The organism is Rheinheimera sp. SA_1, from assembly GCF_001669775.1.
GTDB lineage: Bacteria > Pseudomonadota > Gammaproteobacteria > Enterobacterales > Alteromonadaceae > Pararheinheimera.
In genome coordinates this window covers 68,858-90,957 of record NZ_LXWK01000016.1, presented here as the reverse complement: position 1 = coordinate 90,957, position 22,100 = coordinate 68,858, and the positions used below count along the sequence as shown (strand labels likewise).

16 protein-coding genes are annotated in these 22,100 nt (G+C 48.2%); 5 read left to right on the top strand and 11 right to left on the bottom strand.

Annotated elements, in window-relative coordinates:
- Window positions 1–250: 250 nt before the first annotated feature.
- Window positions 251–1,279 carry an asparaginase gene (gene ansA / locus A5320_RS12450; RefSeq protein WP_231916723.1) on the top strand — a complete coding sequence of 343 codons (1,029 nt, stop codon included), beginning with the start codon at window positions 251–253 and terminating at the stop codon, window positions 1,277–1,279.
- A 75-nt stretch (window positions 1,280–1,354) separates the two neighbouring features.
- Here the strand turns inward: ansA and A5320_RS12445 are convergent, their stop codons facing one another.
- The 5 genes from A5320_RS12445 to A5320_RS12425 all read right to left on the bottom strand — a co-directional run bounded on the left by A5320_RS12445 (window position 1,355) and on the right by A5320_RS12425 (window position 7,614).
- On the bottom strand, window positions 1,355–4,075 hold the full coding sequence (locus A5320_RS12445) for a DUF349 domain-containing protein (RefSeq protein ID WP_068065178.1): 2,721 nt from the start codon (window positions 4,073–4,075) through the stop codon (window positions 1,355–1,357).
- A complete protein-coding gene (locus A5320_RS12440) occupies window positions 4,065–4,403 on the bottom strand; it encodes a YeaC family protein (RefSeq protein ID WP_082971744.1) in 339 nt (112 codons plus the stop codon). Before A5320_RS12440 ends, A5320_RS12445 begins: the two co-directional genes overlap by 11 nt.
- Before the next feature lies 1 nt (window position 4,404).
- Window positions 4,405–4,728 (bottom strand): hypothetical protein, encoded by a 324-nt coding sequence (locus tag A5320_RS12435; protein ID WP_068066697.1) that lies wholly within the window; start codon window positions 4,726–4,728, stop codon window positions 4,405–4,407.
- Window positions 4,729–4,879: 151 nt separating this feature from the next.
- Entirely contained in the window at window positions 4,880–6,004 is a 1,125-nt protein-coding gene (locus tag A5320_RS12430; RefSeq protein WP_068065172.1) for a M14 family metallopeptidase, read from the bottom strand.
- A gap of 158 nt (window positions 6,005–6,162) precedes the next feature.
- Window positions 6,163–7,614, bottom strand: a complete 1,452-nt coding sequence (locus A5320_RS12425) for a glyceraldehyde-3-phosphate dehydrogenase (RefSeq protein ID WP_068065170.1) — start codon at window positions 7,612–7,614, stop codon at window positions 6,163–6,165.
- Window positions 7,615–7,774: 160 nt separating this feature from the next.
- Here A5320_RS12425 and A5320_RS12420 point away from each other — a divergent pair, with 160 nt between their 5' ends.
- Window positions 7,775–8,569 carry a DUF2989 domain-containing protein gene (locus tag A5320_RS12420; RefSeq protein ID WP_068065167.1) on the top strand — a complete coding sequence of 265 codons (795 nt, stop codon included), beginning with the start codon at window positions 7,775–7,777 and terminating at the stop codon, window positions 8,567–8,569.
- Window positions 8,570–8,678: 109 nt separating this feature from the next.
- Here A5320_RS12420 and msrB read toward each other — a convergent pair whose 3' ends face one another.
- The 5 genes from msrB to malQ form a co-directional block, all read right to left on the bottom strand.
- Window positions 8,679–9,068, bottom strand: coding sequence for a peptide-methionine (R)-S-oxide reductase MsrB (gene msrB, locus A5320_RS12415; protein ID WP_068065161.1), 390 nt, complete (start codon window positions 9,066–9,068; stop codon window positions 8,679–8,681).
- Between the two features lie 43 nt (window positions 9,069–9,111).
- Window positions 9,112–10,641 carry an NADP-dependent phosphogluconate dehydrogenase gene (gene gndA / locus A5320_RS12410; protein ID WP_068065158.1) on the bottom strand — a complete coding sequence of 510 codons (1,530 nt, stop codon included), beginning with the start codon at window positions 10,639–10,641 and terminating at the stop codon, window positions 9,112–9,114.
- Window positions 10,642–10,808: 167 nt separating this feature from the next.
- Complete coding sequence (glgX, locus tag A5320_RS12405; protein WP_231916722.1) at window positions 10,809–12,932, bottom strand: glycogen debranching protein GlgX; 2,124 nt, start codon at window positions 12,930–12,932, stop codon at window positions 10,809–10,811.
- Window positions 12,929–15,100: a 1,4-alpha-glucan branching protein GlgB gene (gene glgB / locus A5320_RS12400; protein WP_068065154.1), complete on the bottom strand. Its 2,172-nt coding sequence runs from the start codon at window positions 15,098–15,100 to the stop codon at window positions 12,929–12,931. The genes glgX and glgB overlap by 4 nt, the downstream gene beginning before the upstream one ends.
- 90 nt (window positions 15,101–15,190) lie before the next feature.
- A complete protein-coding gene (gene malQ, locus A5320_RS12395; RefSeq protein ID WP_068065151.1) occupies window positions 15,191–17,428 on the bottom strand; it encodes a 4-alpha-glucanotransferase in 2,238 nt (745 codons plus the stop codon).
- A gap of 497 nt (window positions 17,429–17,925) precedes the next feature.
- Here malQ and gap point away from each other — a divergent pair, with 497 nt between their 5' ends.
- On the top strand, window positions 17,926–18,936 hold the full coding sequence (gene gap, locus A5320_RS12390; RefSeq protein WP_068065150.1) for a type I glyceraldehyde-3-phosphate dehydrogenase: 1,011 nt from the start codon (window positions 17,926–17,928) through the stop codon (window positions 18,934–18,936).
- Window positions 18,937–19,068: 132 nt separating this feature from the next.
- Window positions 19,069–19,962: an aldose epimerase family protein gene (locus A5320_RS12385; protein WP_082971741.1), complete on the top strand. Its 894-nt coding sequence runs from the start codon at window positions 19,069–19,071 to the stop codon at window positions 19,960–19,962.
- A gap of 5 nt (window positions 19,963–19,967) precedes the next feature.
- Here the strand turns inward: A5320_RS12385 and A5320_RS12380 are convergent, their stop codons facing one another.
- Window positions 19,968–20,393 (bottom strand): hypothetical protein, encoded by a 426-nt coding sequence (locus A5320_RS12380; RefSeq protein ID WP_157605830.1) that lies wholly within the window; start codon window positions 20,391–20,393, stop codon window positions 19,968–19,970.
- A gap of 275 nt (window positions 20,394–20,668) precedes the next feature.
- Between A5320_RS12380 and ccoN the strand changes: the two genes are divergently transcribed.
- A complete protein-coding gene (gene ccoN / locus A5320_RS12375) occupies window positions 20,669–22,096 on the top strand; it encodes a cytochrome-c oxidase, cbb3-type subunit I (RefSeq protein WP_068065145.1) in 1,428 nt (475 codons plus the stop codon).
- Window positions 22,097–22,100: the final 4 nt, after the last annotated feature.

Sequence of the window (22,100 nt, the reverse complement as noted above, 5' to 3'; positions counted from 1 at the left end):
GCGAGCCCTCGCCGCTCAGCTATTAAAGCCTAAAATTAAAACAATAGACAACATTTAAAATTATTAAATTAACAAAATATAAATTAAACAGTTAAATTCGCTCTATTTCTGACTAAGCCCATGCAAGTTAACGTGACACCGCTGTGCCATTTCATATGCATACTTTTAATCCGACAAAAATCGCTTTTCATCTCTGCTGCACCAACCAACCTGACAAAGCGCTAAGTTAGGGTTTACAATAGAAAAAAACATGAGCCTTACCCTGATGTCAGCAAAACGTATTTATGTCGCTTATACCGGCGGCACCATTGGTATGCAAAAATCCGATCATGGTTATATTCCGGTACCGGGATTTTTGTCCGACACCGTGAAAAGTATGCCGGAATTCTATCGCCCTGAAATGCCGGAATTTGATATTCATGAATATCATCCGGTAATTGATTCATCCGACATGACCCCGGCGCATTGGCTGGAAATCGCCATGGATATCCGCGAGCATTACGACGATTACGATGGTTTTGTAGTGTTGCACGGTACCGATACCATGGCCTATACCGCTTCAGCCTTGTCTTTTATGCTGGAAAACCTGACAAAACCGGTGATCGTTACCGGCTCGCAAATTCCGCTGGCGCAATTGCGATCTGATGGTCAGGTTAATTTACTGAATTCGCTGTATCTGGCGGCCTATTATCCAATTGCCGAAGTGGCTTTGTATTTTAACAATCAGCTGTTTCGTGGCAATCGTGCCACCAAAGCCGATGCCGATGGCTTTAATGCCTTCGCCTCGCCTAACTTTCCGGCGCTGCTGCAAGCCGGTATTCATATTGAAATGCTAGCGGGTCAGCTTTCGCAGCATCAAAGTCATGTGCCGTTACAAGTCGCACAAATCACCCCGCAGCCGATCAGCGTGGTGACTTTGTATCCTGGGATCAGCGTTGACGTGATCCGCAATATGGCGGCAGCGCCGGTACGAGCGTTAATTATCAAATCTTATGGTGTCGGCAACGCGCCGCAAGCTGAGCCATTGCTGGCAGCACTGCGAGAAGCATCAGAGCGTGGCACCGTGATAGTCAACTGTACCCAGTGTTTTAAAGGCAAGGTCAATATGGACGGTTACGCCACGGGTAACGCCCTTAAAAACAGTGGTGTGATTAGTGGTTTTGATATGACGCTCGAAGCGACGTTGACCAAGCTGCACTATTTGCTGAGTCAGCCGCTACAACCAGCAGAAATTCGCAACCTAATGCAACGTAATTTAAGAGGTGAATTAACTTCGTAACATTCGGGGTCAGAGTCAATTGTTAACAGAAATCTGTTAACAATTGACTCTGACCCCGGAGTTAACAATTCACTCTTAGTCTGGGAGATACAAGGCCCGAACGCGCTGTAATAACGCAGTTTCGTCTGCCGTAACCGGTCCAAATTGTAACCAGCGGGCCAGCAGTTGTTCCTGATTAATCGACTCGCCACTATTGTGCTTATCCGTTAATAACAACATTTGTACCTGCTGGCGCCGGCTTGATTCTGCGGCCGGTGACGCCTGGCCTGCAGACCATTCCAATGCCAGAGTTAAATCGGCACGGCTGAGTGTTTTTTCTTGTTGCTGATTAAACACCAACCGATAAATGGGTGGTAATTCAGCAGGCTGTGGCTCGTTCGCTGCGAGGGCATCGAACAACTGACGATAAACCAAGTGCACCGATGCAGCCTGCACATCAGCAATTTTCTGTTCGGTTTGTTGCTGCAGCTGCCGTTTTTTCGCCAGTAACTCTTTATCTTCGCTGACATACAGCTGATTCAGTTCAGTCAGTACTTGTTGTAAAGCGCCTTGACTACTGGCATCAACAAGCAAGGTGCTTATTGAGGTCAGCTGTTCTTGTTGCTGTACTTTAAGCAGCGCCTGAGCCGATTGTTGTTGTTGCTTCGCCGCTTCGCGATTGGCAAACCATTGATCACACACTGCTCTGAATTGCTGCCATAACTGCTGATCCTGAATACGTCCGGCAAAACCAATGTTTTTCCATTGTTGCTGTAATACTTTTAGCTGTGCACCAACCTGCTCGCTATTTTCACCGCTGCATAACTGCGTTGCCATAGTCACCAGTTGTTGCTTGGCTTCGGCATTTTGTTGTTGCTCAGTTTTTTGTTGCTGCTTGAGCTGATTCACCAGTTGCGAAAACCTTGGTTGTAACTGCTCGAACTGCGCTTTTTCAACCGAACCGGTCTGTTGCCAGTCTTTCAGACTTTGCTGTAACAAACTATCCAGTGCTTTGCCGGTTACACCGGTGGCAATTTGCTGTTCAAGTTGTTCAATCACTGCCAGTTTTACTGCAGCATTTTGCAGTCGCAGTGCATCCTGTTCAGCGAAATATTCGCGGCACGGTGCAAAAGCCTGTTCACAAGCCAGATTAAACGCCTCGTTTAATGGCTCGTCCAGTGCAGCTTCCGCCCGACCTAAGGTATTCCATAGCGCCCGGCTTTGCTTCACTTGTGCCGCCCGGTCTGCTGGCGTGACGTCTGTCGCTTCGGCCAATTGTTGCATCAGAGCAACCAACTCCTGCTTGCGTGGTGTAGCGATATAAGCCTGCAAGTCAGCCAGATCGTTAACTTGCTTGCTGATTTGCTCAAACTCAGTGGCAAGCTGTTGCTGGCTCTGAGCAGTTAAAGTTTGATAATCGCGGGCAATACCTTTAAACAGACCAAACAACACATTGTATTTGCCTGCCTGATGTAACCGCTTAAATTCGGCCAGTTTACTTTTAAACTGCCGCTGCATTTTTTCCTGCTGTCCCAACAAAGGTTCACAGTGCTGCTGCCATTGTTTCGACAACTGCTGATAGCTGTCACTGAAGCTTTGTGGCATCAGCTGTTTCAGCACCTTAACCTGACGCTGCCATTGCTGTTGCCATTGTTTAAACTGCTGATAGGCGGCATTGATATCTTGATCGGTAGCCGGTAACCCGATGGCCGCCTGCTCCGCCAATAACCGGGCGGTCAGGGCTAAGGCTTCAGCTAATTGCGGCAATTGATCAAGTTGGTGTTGCAACGCTTTGTGCGAAAGCACTAGTGGCTGACGCTGTGATTGGGTTAAGTCTGCAGTTTCAATGGCCGTGGCTAACGAAGCTACCTGCTGCGACTGTGCAGAAACTGCATCCAGATCACCGCTGGCTAAATCGGTGGCAATTTGGGTTGCAACTTGTGTCAATTGCGCGGCAAGTTCCTGATAACGTTGTTGTGACGCGGCTGCAGCGGCTTGTTGCTGCTGGATCAGAGCAAGCTCAGCCAGTCTTGGTGCAAAAGCATTTTCGGTCAACAAACAAACTTTTTGATATTTGGCAGAAAATTCAGCAACGTCAGTTAAACACAACAAATCATCGGCTAGGTCAGCCCATTGTTGTTGATACAACGCCAGTTTTTGTTGTGCTTGTGCAATATCGCTGCTCTCGCGCACTGAATTCAGTTTCGCCAGTAACAACACCACTTGCTTGCGAACCCGCTCTGGTTTTTGTTTTTGCTCCAGGCGCATGGCGATTTTCTGCTGCACTGCAGTCAGTAATTCACCGCTGACCTGCCGACTTAGTTTTTCCAGCAGTTTATCGTCATTGATCAGCTGCAATAACTCCAGCCGTTGACTCAGCGTTAAGCCTTCATCCAACACGCCACTCAGGTATAAATCAACCCGCGCTAAGCGCTGGATTAACGCAAATTTGATATTGGCGTCCGCTTCGGTATGCGCCAGTTTTTCCAGAATACTACTGCGATGGCACTCGGCAATAAATTGCTGTTTCAGCTGCGCTGACACCTGATTATTCAGCAACATCGCTACTAATTGCTGCTCCGCGAACTGTTTTAACCGATCAGCAGATTCATGCTTGCTGGCCTGCCACCACAGTGAAAATTCATTCAGCCGTTCTAAAGCCGTTTTCCGAACCGCTTCAGCACCGTCGTTAAATGCCAACTCATGCAGAATTTCTTTGTGTTCGTTACTGCTTTGGTCCAGTTCAGCAATCGCCAACTGGCGGATAGCGGCATTTTCATGTTGCCATTTTGGCTTAAACCAACGTTTAAAGATCATCGTGTGCGAACCTTGCGATAGTCACTGCAGCCTGGTCATCGGACACGGATGCTGTCTGGGGAACGGCCTTTGGAAGAACAGGTGCCGCGTCGAGTTGTAGTTTCATTTCTGCTTTGGATTTCACCACCATCTGACCGTCAGTGCCGATGGTAAAAGGCTCGTCCGAGCGCAAAATTTTAGCCTGATAGGCCATCACCAATTGCATGCTATGGGCATGTTGTTGATCAGAAAGTAAGGTACCGTCGGCCCAGCGTTTGGTCGCAACCGCTTCAACCAGGTTTTGATAGGTGTCAGCAGACATCGCGCTGACCAACGAGAAAAAATCCATATTACTTTCTCTTGTAAAGAACGATCCGCACTTTAGTGACCAAATACCAGGCGCACCCGATAAACATTGCACTCTGCACGCCATACAGTTCTAACGACGCTGTCTCTGGCTGCCGTTGGTAATACCAGGCAAAACTGCCCAGGAAAAGCACTAACGACATCATGGCTTGATTGTTCAGATTGCGGCCTTCCGCCATTTTTTTATCACGTTGCAAGCGGCTTAACTCTTCGGCAGTCATTTCGCCTAACTTGCCACCACAACTTCCACAAGCCGCTGATTTATCAGAAGCTTTTTTTCCGCAAAACGGACAATTTATTATCGCCATCAACAGCACCTCTTTTAACCTGCGCACTATAAAGGAAAAGCAACGGCTTGCAAACCTGCCGGCAGGAACACCGCCTTACGTTACCCCAAATATTACCAAAAAGTTTTACCAAAAAAATGGCACCCGCAGGTGCCAGATCGGGCTGTACTAATCAGAGTTGATCAACCACCGCTCGTACTGCAATCAGTGTGTCTTGCCCTAATTTCATTGACCGGACATCTGACCAGCCAAATTGTTCGTCCGGCAAATTCGCATTGTCTTTAAACGGCATTTCAAAAGTGTAAGCAAGGCATTTAAATTGCTCGGCGACCCAGGTCGACGCAATCGTCAGATTGGCCTGGCCCGGAGCATCCAGCTCATAACCAAATTTGGTTTGGAACTCTGGCGTCACCAGCAATAATGCCTGTTTAAAGTTGGTTTCCAGCGCAGCCATTTTGGCATTGTAAGAAGGAACACCTTCAGCGCCTGCGACAAAGTTGTAAGGCAGATTTTCATCACCGTGGATATCGAGGAACATGTCGACACCCACTTCCAGCATTTTTTGCCGAACTAAAAACACTTCAGGGCTTTTTTCCAGCGATGGCGTCTGCCACTCGCGGTTTAAATTCACCCCAGCAGCGTTGGTTCTTAAATGGCCACGCACACTGCCATCCGGGTTCATGTTCGGCACTATGTAGAACACCGCTTTATCGAGTAACTCGCGGGCAACGCCGTCGTCTTCGTCTAATAACCGGTCCAGCAAGCCTTCAACAAACCATTCGGCCATGGTTTCGCCCGGGTGTTGACGGGCCGTGATCCAGATTTTCTTTTTGCCGGCTTCATACTCGCCAACAACTAATAAACTCATATCGCGACCGTCAATGGTTTCACCAAGGTCGACCAGCTGCACCCAATCACTATTTTGTGATTGTCCCAGCAAATCCTGATGGCGCTCGTAACTGTAAGGCGCAAAATAAGCAAAATAACAGGACTGCGCTTCCGGATAATGATGAATAGTCAGTTCTTTGCCATCATATTCAGTAGGTACCCGAAACCAGATTTCACGATCGTAAGAAGCCACTGCCTGATAATCAGCCCAGCCTTTTGGATAGGCGGAAGTCGCAACGTTGGTAATTTTAATGGTATGGGGTTCGAAACTATTGCTATGCAAACGGAAATGGAACCACTGATAAAAATCGGAATTGTGGTCTTTACGGATCGCCAGCTGAATATTGTCGATGCTGTCAGCCTGAATAACGTCGATATTACCGCTGTCAAAATTACAGGTAATTTTCATGAGCAAGAATTCCAAACTAGTAAAAAAAGCCGAGGTTAACACAATCCTTGTACGCTGAAAACGTGAACACTGGTTCAACAGCGGGTTAAACGGGACAGATCCATCTGCCCTTAAAATGATAAAGCCGCATGATGCGGCTTTATCATTACCAAATGGTATTAACGCGCCAATGGCAGAGTCGGATAAGCGATACCGGCCATTTCGTTCATCACCCGAATAACCTGAGTGCTGTAACCAAACTCGTTATCATACCAAACGTACAACACACAACGATCACCTTCAGCAATAGTGGCTTGTGAGTCAACCACACCGGCATAACGTGAGCCGACTAAATCGCTGGAAACGATTTCGGTTGAATTGGTGTAGTCGATTTGATCCTGTAATTCAGAGAACAACGACACTTTTTGCAAATAAGCATTCAGTTCTTCGCGATTGGTCTCTTTATTCAGGTTCAACGACAGAATGGCCATTGATACGTTTGGCGTTGGTACACGAATCGCGTTGCCGGTTAATTTGCCTTTCAGCTCTGGTAATGCTTTGGCCACTGCCGAAGCCGCGCCCGTTGAAGTGATCACCATATTTAACGGTGCAGCACGACCACGACGTTCAGCGGTATGGTAGTTATCAATCAGGTTTTGATCGTTGGTATAAGAATGCACGGTTTCAACGTGGCCGTTGCGAATGCCGTACTCATCATTCAGCGCTTTTAACACCGGTGTGATGGCATTGGTGGTGCAACTAGCAGCAGAGACAATCTTGTCATCTTTGCTGATCATTTTATGGTTGACGCCATAAACCACGTTTTTCACGTCGCCTTTGGCTGGTGCTGTTAGCAGAACTTTCGCAGCGCCTTTGGCTTTAAAGTGAATTGACAACTCTTGGTCGTCTTTCCAAATGCCTGTGTTATCAACCACTAAGGCGTTATTGATGCCATATTGGGTGTAATCAACCTGCTCGGGAGAATCGGCATAAATGACTTTAATAAAGGTGCCGTTGGCTTTGATGCCGCCGTTTTCCTGATCAACAGTAATGCTACCGTTAAATGGGCCGTGGATAGAGTCGCGACGTAATAAACTGGCGCGTTTTTCCAAATCGCCTTTACGGCCACCACGAACAACCACAGCACGTAAGCGAAGTTTGGCGCTTGGGCCGGCACGCTCGATCATCAGGCGGGCTAACAACCGGCCAATCCGGCCAAAGCCGTACAACACGACATCTGTCGGAACAATGTTGTCGTCGTGATCTAACAGATCAGCCAGTTCACGCTCAAGGTATTGTTGCAGGCTCAAATCACCGGCAGCATTTTTATAAGTGTAGGCAAACGCCAGTTTACCCAGGTCAATCCGGCCTGGAGCCAGATTCAGCTGGCTAATCACTTCCAGCACGGGGAAGCTTTCACGTAACCGCAGTTTTTGCTGTTCAAAACGTTCCACAGTTTTGTGCGCTTTGATGATATCAATGGTTGTGGCGTTAACCAGCGGCTTGCCATACACCACCAGCTCTACCGCTTTATTGCGATATAACCGGCCGATGATGGGTTGCATGTTTTCAGCAATTTCCTGGCGTTCTTGCCAGCTGCGTTGATACTGTTCTTCGTGCGATAAGGTCATGAGTTTGCCTTTTACGTCGTAAGTTGGATCTGGTGATTTGTAGGGTGCCTGATGATAAGGCGGCTTATTGTAATTGAATTGGTAATACTACAACAACAATTACAAAAGATTTTTTCCGTGAAATTGTTTATCCTCAATACAGCCAATTTGGAGAGCACTAATGAAAATAGTCTGGTTAAGTTTAGCCCTGCTGCTGTTGGCGGGTTGTGGGGAAGAGCAGCAAACAGTCGCCCAGATTTGTAAAGACAAGCCTGCGGTCTGTAATGACTTAAACGAAGATTCACATTGTAATATTCAACGGGCCGATGTCATTTTTGACCGGTTTGCGGAAGGTAAACTGCCGTCCGACAAAAACAAATACAAGCTTTTGATATCATTTGAAAAATACTCAAAGTGCATCGAGCTCGCTTCGGGCATCGAGCACATTAAATTGAAAGAAAAAACGACCTCCCGCGTAAATGGATTTTTAACCAGTCTGAAAGAAATTAAACGCTTAACCGAAGAAACCGTCAGTTCTGATGATCCAAATTTACTGCAATACCACTGGTCACGCCATCAGAGCCAGTCGCATCTGGATAAATTTTTGCTGGCTGAAAAAGAAAAACAGCTGGAGACGCCAGAGCTGCAAATTGCACTAGCCAGTTATTACATGAAACGTGATGTGAACAAAACCATTGATATTCTGCATCATGCGTTGAGTTTATATCCGGCAGACGCAGTTGTTGATCCGGAGATATACACAGCACTGACCACCATCTATTACAAACAACGCAATTATCAGCTGTCGTATTTATGGGCGTTAATTGCAGAAGAAGCCGGAATTGAGCGAATTGAATTTGCCCGGATTAAAACCGAACTCGCAGAATCAAAAATTGATACCGACGCAATTGAACCTGTCGCAGAAACAACACTGGACAGTATCAAGCAAGGTCGTTTTCAGGTCCCAGCCTTATAAAGCGAAATGCAGCAGCGGCAAGCTTAGACTGTAGTGTCCAATCTTGCCGCAGTTTTTTTAAAGAAAAGAAGTTTAGTGCTGACGGTTTTGAGACGACCAGCGGCCGATCTTAACCACTTTCGCCTGGCGTAAATTGCAATGACACCGAATTCACGCAATAACGCTGCCCTTGCGGCAACGGACCATCTTCAAATACATGTCCCAGATGCGCGTCACATTGCGCACACAAAATTTCAGTGCGCCGCATACCGTGGCTCAGGTCTGGCTGATACTTCACCTGATCCGGCAGCGATTGGCTAAACGATGGCCAACCACAACCTGAATCAAACTTCGCACTAGAGTCAAACAATGGCGCAGCACAACAAGTACAATGGTAAAACCCAGTGGCTTCGTTGTGCAATAAGGTGCCACTAAATGGACGTTCGGTGCCTTTTTCGCGGGTGATCCGAAACTGCTCTGCTGTCAAACGCTCACGCCATTGTTGTTCAGTCAGTTTCATCATCCCATCCTTTTTATTGCGTAAAATTGCTGAATAAATACGATTATTTCACTTTGACCATAGTGCGCGAAGCAGAGCTCCAGTCAACATGGAAAGTTTTGCCTTTGCTCTTGTCAGTACGCTCAAAAGTATGGGCGCCAAAATAATCACGCTGGCCCTGCAATAAATTCGCTGGTAACACCGCGGTTCGATAAGAATCGTAGTAGCTCAAGGCTGAACTTAATGCAGCTACCGGCACCCCGAGTAGCGTGGCATCAGCGACAGACCGACGCCAGTTCATCTGATAGACCGAAATCTGTTTCGAAAAAAACGGGTCTACCAACAAATTGGCAAGATCGTCATTCCGCTCATAGGCATCAGTGATCGATTGCAAAAATACCGCGCGGATAATACAGCCGGCACGCCAGATTTTGGCAATTTCAGCAAAGTTCAGCTGCCAACCGTGTTCGGCGCCAGCCGTTTTCATCAGATCAAAACCCTGCGCATAAACGCAAATTTTGGCGCAGTACAATGCGTCATGCAGTTGTTTAATTACTTGTTCGCGTTTGGCTTCGGTTGGTTTTTCCTGCACTGGCCCTGCCAGCAAGGTTGAAGCAGCCACTCGTTGCTCTTTTAAGGTCGATATTGAACGGGCAAATACCGCTTCAGCGATCGTTGGCGACGGGCAACCCAATTCCAGACTACTTACGGCAGTCCACAAGCCAGTGCCTTTTTGGCCAGCTTTATCCAGAATGACATCAACCAGCGGTAATCCGGTTTCAGAATCTTTGGTCGCTAATACTTCAGCGCTGATTTCCATCAGGTAGCTGTTTAAAATACCCTGATTCCATTCTTTAAATACTGCAGCAACTTGCAAAGCGGTCATGCCTAATGCATCACGCATCACCTGATATGCTTCACAAATCAATTGCATATCAGCGTATTCAATGCCGTTGTGGACCATTTTGACATAATGACCAGAGCCACCCGGGCCAATGTAAGTGGCACAAGGTTCACCTTCTTTCACTGGATTACCAGGTTCAAACCGCTCAATTGGGCGGCCCGTGACCGGATCAACTTTTGCAGCGATAGCGCGCCACACCGGTTCGATACGGGTCCAGGCGTAGGGATCGCCACTTGGCATTAACGATGGGCCGAAGCGCGCACCAACTTCACCACCAGATACTGCAGTGCTGAAGAAAATAAACTTACCTTCGTAAACTTTTTCACGGCGTACCGTGTCGGTCCACAGGCTATTGCCGGTGTCGACAATAATGTCGTCGGCATTGATGCCGGCATCAATCAGTTTGGAACAAACATCGTCCACCGGGCGACCGGCGGGAACAGACAGGATAATTAAATGCGGGGAGGATAATTTTGCTAATAACTCGGTGTAAGAACTACAGGCGATAACACGACCAGTTTTGCCACCATTCTCGGCCTGATCTTGTTGAATGACCGACTCGAGCTTTTTGTGGTCCAGATCAAATGCCGCTACGCGGTAACCATGATCGGCCAGGTTGAGAATTAAATTTTTTCCCATCACCCCTGCGCCGACAAAACCAATATCACATTGTACAGTTAGATCTGTCATTCAAGCTTTCTCCGAAACACCGGTACGGCAAAATGCCGATGATTATACTGGAAAAGGCTAAGCGAAAGCAGCACTACCGGCAAAAGAGTTTGCTGTTCAGACCATTGTTGAAACAGGCGGTGCAGCTTGCTTAAAAATAAAGCTGTACCGCTCTATTCAATACGACGTTAATAAGCGCCCTGCTCCAGCCAAATTGACAAAGAACCAGGCTGTTGAAGGTACCTTTGGCTGCGATCATGCAGTACCGAAGTTAGTCCTTGTTCAATCGCCGTATCCATCACACATTGCCATTGATTGGACGGCAAAGTGATGGCAATTTCAGTGCCACCGGCATTGATACTGACCAACAACTGATGATGGGTACTGGTATTGCGGATGATAAAAATGCAGTGTCCGACTGAAGTGTCATACCAGTCAGCTTCAGTTTTGACCTTGCCATTGGGCAAATACCATTCGATCTGATGTTTATCACCATGGCTCTGGTACTGATCGTCGAGCAATGACAACTGCTGCAAACAACTATATTGCTGCCGTAGCTGAATCATTTGTTTGACGAAATTCAGGAACTGTGTGGCGTGATAATCCAGGTGCCAATGCAGCCAGGTCAGTTCGTTGTCCTGACAATAGGCATTGTTATTGCCTTGTTGACTGTGACTGAGCTCATCGCCGCCAAGCCAATGGATCATGCCTTGACTAAGCATCAGACATGCCACCAGATTCCGTTTGTGCAAAAACCGTTTTGCCAGGACCTCGGCCGAACTGGTTGGCCCTTCCACACCATAATTGACCGTTAAATTATGATCATGTCCATCACGGTTTTGCTCGCCATTGAGCCAGTTATGTTTGTGCTGATAACTGACGGCGTCTTGTAAAGTGAAACCATCGTGATAAGTCAGATAGTTCACCGAACAACAGGCTGGTTTATGATGTTTCTGGAAAATATCACGTGATCCCAGCAACCTGGTGGTAAATTCCGCCAGGGTTCCCATATCACCACGCCAGAAACTGCGCATCGAATCACGGAATTTATCGTTTAGTTCCGACCACATCGCCGGAAATTGCCCAAGTTGATACCCATAAGGCCCAACATCCCAGGGCTCAGCGATGAGCTTGGTGGTGGATAGCACCGGATCCTGCGCCACGATTTGCAGAAAAGTAGCGTACGGATTAAACCTTTTATGCTCGCGCGCCAAGGTAACCGCGAGATCAAAACGAAAGCCGTCGACCTGCATTTCTGTCACCCAATAACGCAAGGCGTCCAGCACCAGTTTTTGCGTCATCGGCTGCGCTACATTCAGTGTATTGCCACAACCACTGTAATTGGTGTATTGCTGAAAATCAGTGACATCGGCATGGTTTTCAAACAGATAATATTGGCGGTTGGCAAGGCCGCGAAAACTCAAATGATAACCACCGGCTTCCGCGCTGTGGTTAAATACCACGTCCAGAATCACTTCCAAACCGTGCTGATGGTAAGTTCGGACCAGCTGTTTAAATTCCAGCACAGCGTCTTCCACCTGATAGCGTGGATCAGGTGCAAAAAAATTCACCGGGTTATAACCCCAGTAGTTACTGAGTTTCAGCTTTTCTAAACGCGGCTCGCTCATAAACGCTGCCACCGGCAACAGCTGTACCGTGGTAATACCAAGCTCCAGCAAATGTTGCACCACACTGGGGTGCGCCATACCAACATAGGTACCGCGTTGATGCAGCGGCACATCCGGATGGAGCGCGGTCATGCCTTTGACATGGGCTTCATAAATAATGGTTTTTTCGCGTGGAATAGCTGGTTTTACTGTGCCTTGCCAGTCAAAATCCAATGGTTTCAGCACACCTTTCGCCATCATGTAATGGCTGCGGCTATGATAAAGCCGTTCGTTAAACACCTGGGCGCGGTTGAGTTGGCGACAATAAGGGTCGATGACTAACCGGTCGGCTTCAAACACCATACCTTGCTCTGGGAACTGCGGCCCCTGGGCTTTTAATCCGTACAAGGTGCCATCGCTGATACCGGAAACCAATAAATGCCAGATTTCGCCGGTCCGGCCAACAAAGGGTAATTCCGCCAGCAACTCTTCCGTATCCGGGCAATACAAACATAACCACAGCTCAGTCGCATCTGGGGCAAACACTGCAAAATTCCACTGATGTCGGCCGGTAAGCTGCGGACCCAATGGCTGTGCTGCACCGACCTGACTCAGATATTTGCTACTGGTAGCCTCAGTAGTTCCAAACATCGCAGGCACCGTCGCAGCAGCACTGTTGGAATTGACCGTCGAACCTGTACTCATGCCTGGACACGCCTTCTCAGGTACAACGTTGATAATGGCGGCAAATCGAGCTGCAACAGCCAGCTACCCTGGCTATTATGCTGCTGAGCCGCCATCGCCATACCCACGTCAAAATTACTGCCCCAGTAGTATGTACTATCGGTATTTAAAATAATTTCGTAATCGCCGGCCTGTTCAACCGCCAGCATAAAGCCGTTACGTGGCACCGGGGTAAAATTGCTGACCACGTAAATGACTTCACCCTGTAGATCATATCGTTTAAACGACAAGGTACTGTGGTCAGCATCCTGATGGTCAATCCAGCGAAAACCAGCCGGATCGTGATCCAGCTGGTGTAACGGCGTACATTTGCGATAGGTATGGTTTAAATCGCGGAACAATTGTTGAATACCCCGATGCTTTTCAAAATCCAGCAAAAACCACGGCAACGCCTGATTGTGATTCCACTCGGTACCCTGACCAAACTCGTTACCCATAAAATTCAGCTTTTTGCCCGGGTGAGCAAACATAAAAGCGTAATAAGCACGCAGATTGGCCGCTTGTTGCCATTCATCGCCGGGCATTTTATTCAGAATACTGCCTTTGCCGTGTACCACTTCATCATGCGACAACGGCAATATAAAATTCTCGTTAAAGGCATACACCATCGAGAACGTCAGATCATTGTGATGAAACTTGCGATAAGCCGGATCTTTACTGAAATAACGCAGGCTGTCGTTCATCCAGCCCATATTCCACTTAAAGCCAAAACCCAGGCCACCGGCATCAATCGGCCGGCTAACACCGTTAAAGGAGGTCGATTCTTCGGCAATCATCATGGCTTTTGGAAACTGTGCGTACACTTCCTGATTCAGCCATTTTAATAAACTAATTGCTTCATAATTATGATTGCCACCGTCAACATTCGGGATCCACTCGCCGTGTTCGCGCGAATAATCTAAATACAGCATCGACGCCACGGCATCAACGCGTAAACCATCGATATGAAAATGATCGAGCCAAAACAACGCACTAGCGACTAAAAACTGCCGCACATAGTCTTTGCCATAATCGTAAATGCAGGAATTCCAGTCCGGATGCCAGCCACGGCGTGGATCGGCGTATTCGTATAAATGGCCGCCGTCAAAACGCGCCAGACCATGACCATCTTCCGGGAAATGTGCCGGCACCCAATCGAGGATCACGCCAATCCCGGCCTGATGGCAGGCATCGACAAAGGCTTTAAACTGATCGGGCGTGCCATAACGGGACGTCGCCGCAAACAACCCCAAAGGCTGATAACCCCAGGAACCGCTATACGGATGTTCCATCACGGGTAACAGTTCGATATGGGTGTAACCCATGTCTTTGATGTACGGAATAAGTTGTTCAGCAAGTTCCGGATACGTCAGCGGCGAGCCGTCGGCGTGGGTGCGCCAGCAACCGGCATGCAGCTCGTAGATGCTCATGGCGCTGCGATAAGGCTGATGCACACGCTGCGACCAGGCGCTGTCCTGCCATTGATATTTACTATGGTCAAACACTAACGAAGCATGGGAAGGAAACTGTTCAGCCGCAAAGGCAAGTGGATCTGCTTTGTGCGGCAGTAAATGCCCGGTGGCGTCTTTAATTTCAAACTTATAACGCACGCCGGCGGCTATTTGCGGTACCACTAACACCCAATGGCCGCATTCGGTGCGTTCCATCGGATGGCAACGGCCGTCCCATTCGTTCATATCGCCAATCAAACTGACGCTGCTGGCGTGTGGTGCGTACACGGCAAAGCGGGTTGCTTTCAGTTGCGTTTTCCCAACCTGCAAACTGACAATTTGTGCACCAAGTTGTTGATACAGGTTTTCCGGACGAAGATTAACGTAATGCACGGCGTAAAATGCTTCATCTTTAAACAGATAAGGATCAATCAGCTCGAACTGATAATGGCCATGATTCACTTGCAGTTTATAAGCTTCGGTTTTGCGTTTACGCGGTAACTGTAATTCAAATACACCCGGGATCTCGGGATGAGCCTCCATCGTTCCCATCGGCAGGCCATCGGCGAAAGTAAAAACTTCTACAGCTGTAGCTTTGGGCAGATACACCCGAATCAGCAAGCCTTTATCGGCTTTTTGCCAACCTAACCACGAAAATGGATGGGCACAACGGACTTCAGGCAATAACGCAAGACTCATAACATATCCTTTGAACTGTATCGTTGCAGTAACGCGGCAAGAAAAACTGGCAGTTGTGAGAAAATTTTACTGCCAGTTTATTTTTGGTAATTAAGAATATAAGCCAGATCGCCGGTTGGCTGTCAAATTTTGCAGATGTTGATTGATGTGCGGTTGTACTTCGAGCTGCTCCAAAGTCATGCTGAGCTTGCGCCGCCAGTTTGGATATTCATCACTGGTGCCTGGTACATTCACTGGCTCTGTCATTTCCATCCAGTCTTCCAACTGCAGACACAACAACTGGCAGCTGCCTTTAGCCAAATGTTGTTGCATGGCAAAACTTAAGGTCCGCGACATGCCCATGCTGTCAATCTCACGGCCAAAATCGGCCGGTAACGCCTGGTGTCCATGTAAAGAATCCAGAATTTTCTGTTTGGCTTTGTGCCGGTCCTGATACAAGCCAGGCAAAATCTGTTCAGTGTACAAGCCAATATCCAGACCGAGTTTTAAGTCCGAACAATGCCAAAAGCCGATCAGCGTTGGCATATCGTGGGTGGTTAACGCAGACATTGCCTGCACCGGATAATGCGCCGGCGAAATAAAACCGCCATCTTCGGCTTGTTCAAAAAAGAAAATCCGGTACGAATACATACCAAATTGTTGCAGTAATTCAAAAATGCCGTCTGGCACTGTGCCCAAGTCTTCACCAATCACCACCGCCTGCTGGCGCTGACTTTCCAGCGCCAGAATGCCGAGTAAATCCATGATCGGATAATACATATAAGCACCTTCGCCGGCCGATTTAGCCCCTTTCGGTACCCACCACAACCGCAGCAACGCCATCACGTGGTCGATACGCAGCGCGCCGGAGTCCTGCATATTGGCGCGAAACAGTTCGATCATTGGCCGGTAAGCCTGACGGAACAACTGATACGGCAACATCGGAGGCAAACCCCAGTTTTGACCTTTTGGCCCCAGAATATCCGGTGGCGCGCCAACACTGGCGTTACGGCAATACAGATCCGGATTGGCCCAAATTTCGGTGGAAGCTTCGCTGACACCCACTGCTAAATCGCGATACAAGCCCAGCAACATGCCGCTGTCTTTGGCCTGTTGTTGCACGGTAGCCAGTTGTTGCTGCGCGCAAAATTGCAGGTAACTGAAAAATTCGATGTCGTCCTGATGTTCAGCAGCAAAAGCTTTTACCGCTTCGCTAACAGCACTGCGATATTGCTCAGGCCAGTTTGGCCAGCCCCAGGCATCCGGGTTCTGTGCAATCAAGTGCAAATGCAATGCGTCATACAAAGCCAGCTGACGCAGACTATCACCGCCCTGCTGTTTAAAGTTTTCAAATGCAGTAACAAGTTCCGGTACTTGCTGCTGATGTTCACTAAACCAGTGAAACAGCGTTTTCAGCACCGGTAACTTCAGCTGCATCACGCCACTGTAATCAACCCAGTCTTTCGCACGCTGCGCTGCCAGTTTTTCTACAAAACCAGGTGCTTGCACCAAATGCGCCGTTTGCTGACACTGACCAAAACCAGGCAGCAGCGGCACACTTAAATAAATCAGATTGAGCCAACGCCGAGACGATGGGCTATACGGGCTGGCCGATTCCGGCATCGCAGGATACAAAGCATGGATTGGGTTTAAGCCAACAAAATCTGCACCTTGTTTGGCTAAATGGCTAACCAGACGCGCGAGGTCAGCGAAATCACCAATACCCCAGTTGGTTTCAGATTTGACACCGTACAGCTGAACTGAGACGCCCCACTGTTTTTGCTGATTAAAATCTGCCGGCTGAAAACATTTATCCGGGGTGATGATCAAAGATTGTTCATACACATCTTCATCCCCAGCCACCGCTAGTTGCAGTTTGTGGTAGCCAAGGGGTAAATCAGCCTGAAATGACCAATCATATTGTTGAATTTCAGTGCCACTTTGTTCGTGATCTAAGGCGCCGTCCAGCACTGTTACACCGCTGAGCTCAGCATCAATGGCGCTAAAGGTAAATTGATGTGCTTCACCTTGTTCAGTGGTGATAGTGACGGTGAGCACTGCATGCACTTCGTCAATCGGTAACCGCACCTGCAGGTTGTATTGTCCGGGTCCATTTAGTGACGATTGGCTTTGCACCGACACCGGGTCAATCGGCTCCAGCCAGTGTAACTTCTGGCGCTCTTCCAGCTGACTTTGCGCCAAGGCTTCGTCTTCGACATCAAACCCCAGCGCTTTGAGTAATTTAATCTGATCCTGCTCCGCCACCGTGGTTGGGTTGCCCCAGGCGTCGGTGAAAGCCGTTTCAATGCCATTAAACCGGATTAAATCAGCGAGAAGTGTTTTGTCCATAAAGGCTCCGTATCAGGTGCGTCATATTGTCGTTACCGGTTATTTATTAGAGCGTGTTGACCTATGGTGTGTGTTTTTGCAGCAGTTTGGCTGGCTTTTCTACAAGGCAGAGCCCGCGCTGTGTAGTTATTCTACATGAGCGGGCGATAACGCCGTAGAAAGGTCAGCCAAACGCTGCCCGCAGGGTTCAACCGGGGGACGCCAGCCCTTTGTCACTCGCCACTCGCTTAGATCACTAAGCTTCGCGACTCCTTTCGCGGGCTGGCGGCTCCCGATTGAACAAAATTCACACACCAAAGGCCAACACGCTCTCGTGTGTTAATGGCACAGTCCGGCTCTGAAACAGCAGTATACGACTTAAAAAATTAGTTACGATGGCTAAATGCGGCTTTATGTCATTAAATTACATAAATACGATTGCATAAGGTTTTTATGCTTGAAAAATGGCAAAAAACATGTAAGTTTACTACACAATTTGCAAACATCCGGGGTGAGTCATGACAATTCGTGTCGCAATCAATGGTTTTGGCCGCATTGGCCGCAATGTTTTACGCGCTTTATATGAAAGCAAGAAGTCATACGACATTAAAATTGTCGCTATTAATGACTTAGGCGATGCCGCCATCAATGCTCACTTACTGAAGTACGATACTGCACATGGTATTTTCGCGGCTGAAGTAGAACATTCTGACAAAGCAATTTTCGTCAATGGCGACGAAATCCGCACTTTAAGTGAACGTAGCCCGGCCAACTTGCCATGGGCAGAATTACAGGTTGATGTGGTGCTGGAATGTACTGGCCTGTTCACCGACCGTCCAAGTGCCGGTGCCCACTTAACTGCCGGTGCGAAAAAAGTCATTATTTCTGCTCCAGCCAGCGGCGTTGACGCGACTGTGGTGTACGGTGTGAACCACGATGTAATCACCCCGGAAATGACCATCATTTCCAATGCTTCATGCACCACCAACTGTTTATCGCCAATTGCCAAGCCGCTGAACGACGTACTTGGCATCGAATCCGGCCTGATGACGACTATTCACGCTTACACCAATGATCAACGTTTAAGTGATGTGTACCACACAGATGTGCGTCGTGCCCGTGCGGCGGCAATGTCGATGATCCCTACCAAAACTGGCGCAGCAGCTGCAGTTGGTTTGGTGGTTCCTGAGCTGAAGGGTAAATTTGATGGTTTAGCGGTGCGTGTTCCGGTACTGAACGTGTCATTGGTCGATTTAACCTTCGTCGCTGGTCGTAACACCACTGTTGAAGAAGTAAACAGTATCATTCGTAAAGCCGCTGCCGAATTCCCGATGAATCAGGTTCTCGCTGTCAACGATTTACCGCTGGTCTCTGTTGATTTTAATCACAATCCAATGTCGTCGATTTTTGACGCCACCGAAACCCGCGTCAACGGTCGATTAGTCAAAGTACTGGCCTGGTACGACAATGAATGGGGTTTCAGCAACCGGATGCTGGATAACACAGTGCAGATGATGAAAAACAGCTAAGCGGCTATTTCTCGGTTAAATTTCACCTGTGAACATTTTACCTTCGAACATTTTACCTTCGAACAAAGGCGACTTCTGTCGCCTTTGTTGATCTAAAAAACCACGGCTAATGATAAGCTTGTGCACTCTAACATGATTTTTTCGCTGAGCGACGACCAAATGACCTCTTCAATCACCCAAATCAGCGGCTTTGGCCATTTCACCGATTTACCTTGCTGGCAAATTTGCCACGCTGGCGCCACAGTCGTCGTTAGCAGTTATGGCGCTCATGTGTTGCATTACGCAGCTGCTGAGCAACAACCTGCGGTGTTGTGGCTATCGCCCAAAGCGGTCTGGCAGAATCAGCAACCGATTCGTGGCGGTGTGCCTATTTGCTGGCCCTGGTTTGGTAAAGTTGATGCACGGTTGCTCGCCGATATCGAACCAGCCGCTTTAACCAGCCTAAAACTACCCAATCACGGTTTAGTCCGCACCAGGTTTTGGCAAAAGACCAACCAGCAGATCACTGCGGATGCGGTGATGATTGAATTTAGTATCAGTGTTAGTGATATTCCCTGGACGAGCGAAACCGTCACTTTGCGTTATCAGGTAAAGCTTGATCAGCAATTAACACTAACCTTGAGTTGCGACACTCATATTGCCCAACAAGCTGCACTGCATAGTTATTTTACCGTTGCCGATAGCAGACAGACGCAAGTGCAACCGTTGCCATTGGAGTTTTACGACAAAGTCAGCGACGCTCAGCAACATAGCAACAGCGATGTGTTGCACTTTGTTGGCGAAATCGACCGGGTCTATCCGTCAACGGCCGATTCGTTGATGCTTATTGATAACAATACAACATTACGAATTTCCCAACATGGCCATGATGCGTCGGTGTTGTGGAATCCGGCCGCCGCAAAAGCCGCTACTTCGGCCGATATTCCCGCCGATCAATGGTCTGATTTTGTCTGTGTGGAATCGGCAAAATTGTCCGTCACGGCGACACCGTTAGCACTGGTGCAAATCATCCAGCCTGGGTATTAAAAGGGTTAACGCCAGCTAGACTGCACTTCAGTCGACAGCTGGCGGACATTGCCACTGCTATCGGTTAATTGCAGCTTTAATTGCCAAATCATCTGTGGATCCGAACAAGCACCTAACATAAAGTCACTGACCCACAATCCGGTGGCAGCGTCGAAGGTGAAACGCAGTGGAATTCTCCCCATATACATACTGACCCCCGTCATTTCGGCCGACACCTTTTGTAATGGCTGTTCACTGCGTAGTTGCAACCGCAAAAGTCTTTCCACCGGAATTTGACCGGGGCTGATACTGAGCTGAATACTGTGCTGAAGATCACCAAGTGCAGTTTGCCAATCAGCGACCTCTGCAGCAGGTTCTTTTTTGTCTTCACAGCCGCAGATACCAACAACAAACAGCAGTATGGCGACAACCGAAAAACATCTCATTAACAAACCACTTTCCTTCCTGTTGTATAGGTTGCGGTACCTTTCTGCACAAAACGCGGCACTCTGCTTAAAAACTGCGCAGCAACCTTGTTCTACATCATAAAACCGGTGAGTCCGCCTATCTTTTCAGGGGCAAAACTCGTATTATCGCGCCCAAAGATTGATAGCTAAGACAAGGTCATATCAGAAAAACCTTGCTAAACTTTCGGTCTATTATAAGAAGGGTCACCCCCAAGGGTGTAATTTTTACTAACTTGCAAAAAACTGCAGCGGAACTCAACATGAGCCAGACCAAATCGTTAAATGTTGACTACAACTACACGGTTGTCCGCCTCTTTGCTCTCACAACGGTGTTGTGGGGTATAGTTGGCATGAGCGTGGGTGTTTTACTAGCGGCACAATTATATTGGCCCGCTCTGAACTTTGATACTGCCTGGCTGACTTATAGCCGTCTTCGTCCTCTTCACACCAATGCGGTTATTTTCGCTTTTGGTACCAGTGCGTTATTCGCGACCTCTTATTACGTAGTTCAGCGTACCTGTCAGGTCCGGCTCTACGCTGAAAAACTGGCGATGTTTACCTTTATCGGCTGGCAAGTGGTGATTATCGCCGCTGCGATTACGTTACCGCAGGGTATCAGCCAGAGTAAAGAATATGCTGAACTGGAATGGCCTATCGACGTGCTGATTGCCATCGTCTGGATCAGCTACGCTGTAGTGTTCTTCGGTACCATGATTAAACGTACGACCAGCCACATCTATGTAGCGAACTGGTTCTACGGCGGTTTTATTATCACTGTTGCTGCACTGCATATCGTTAACAGCATGGTGATCCCGGTATCCTTGACCAAATCTTATTCTATTTACGGCGGTGCCGTGGATGCGATGGTGCAGTGGTGGTATGGCCACAACGCCGTTGGTTTCCTGTTAACCGCTGGTTTCCTCGGGATGATGTATTACTTCGTTCCTAAACAAGCTGGTCGTCCGGTGTATTCGTACCGTTTGTCGGTTGTACACTTCTGGGCTCTGATTGCGTTGTACATTTGGGCCGGTTCGCACCACTTACACTACACTGCCCTGCCAGACTGGACCCAGTCCGTTGGTATGGTGATGTCAGTGATTCTGTTTGTGCCAAGCTGGGGCGGTATGATCAACGGTATCATGACGTTATCCGGTGCCTGGCATAAGCTGAAAACTGACCCGATTTTACGTTTCCTGATTGTGTCTTTGTCGTTCTACGGTATGTCGACCTTCGAAGGCCCGATGATGGCAATCAAGTCAGTAAATGCGCTGTCGCATTACACCGACTGGACTGTTGGTCACGTGCACTCTGGTGCTTTAGGCTGGGTTGCGATGGTTTCAATCGGTGCTTTGTACCACATGATTCCTATCCTGTTTGGTCAAGGCCGGATGTATAGTCTGAAACTGGTCAATACACACTTCTGGTTACATACCACCGGTGTCGTACTGTACATCGTGGCCATGTGGATCAGCGGTATTATGCAGGGCATGATGTGGCGTGCAGTGAATACTGACGGCACCCTGACTTACAGCTTTGTTCAGTCGCTGGAAGCCTCTTATCCGTTTTACTTAATGCGCTTTATTGGTGGCTGTTTTGTGGTGACCGGTATGCTGGTGATGGCATACAACGTGATCAAAACTGTCCGGGCGAAAGAAGGCGTGTTAGAGCCGGTAGCAGAAGCGGCATAAGGAG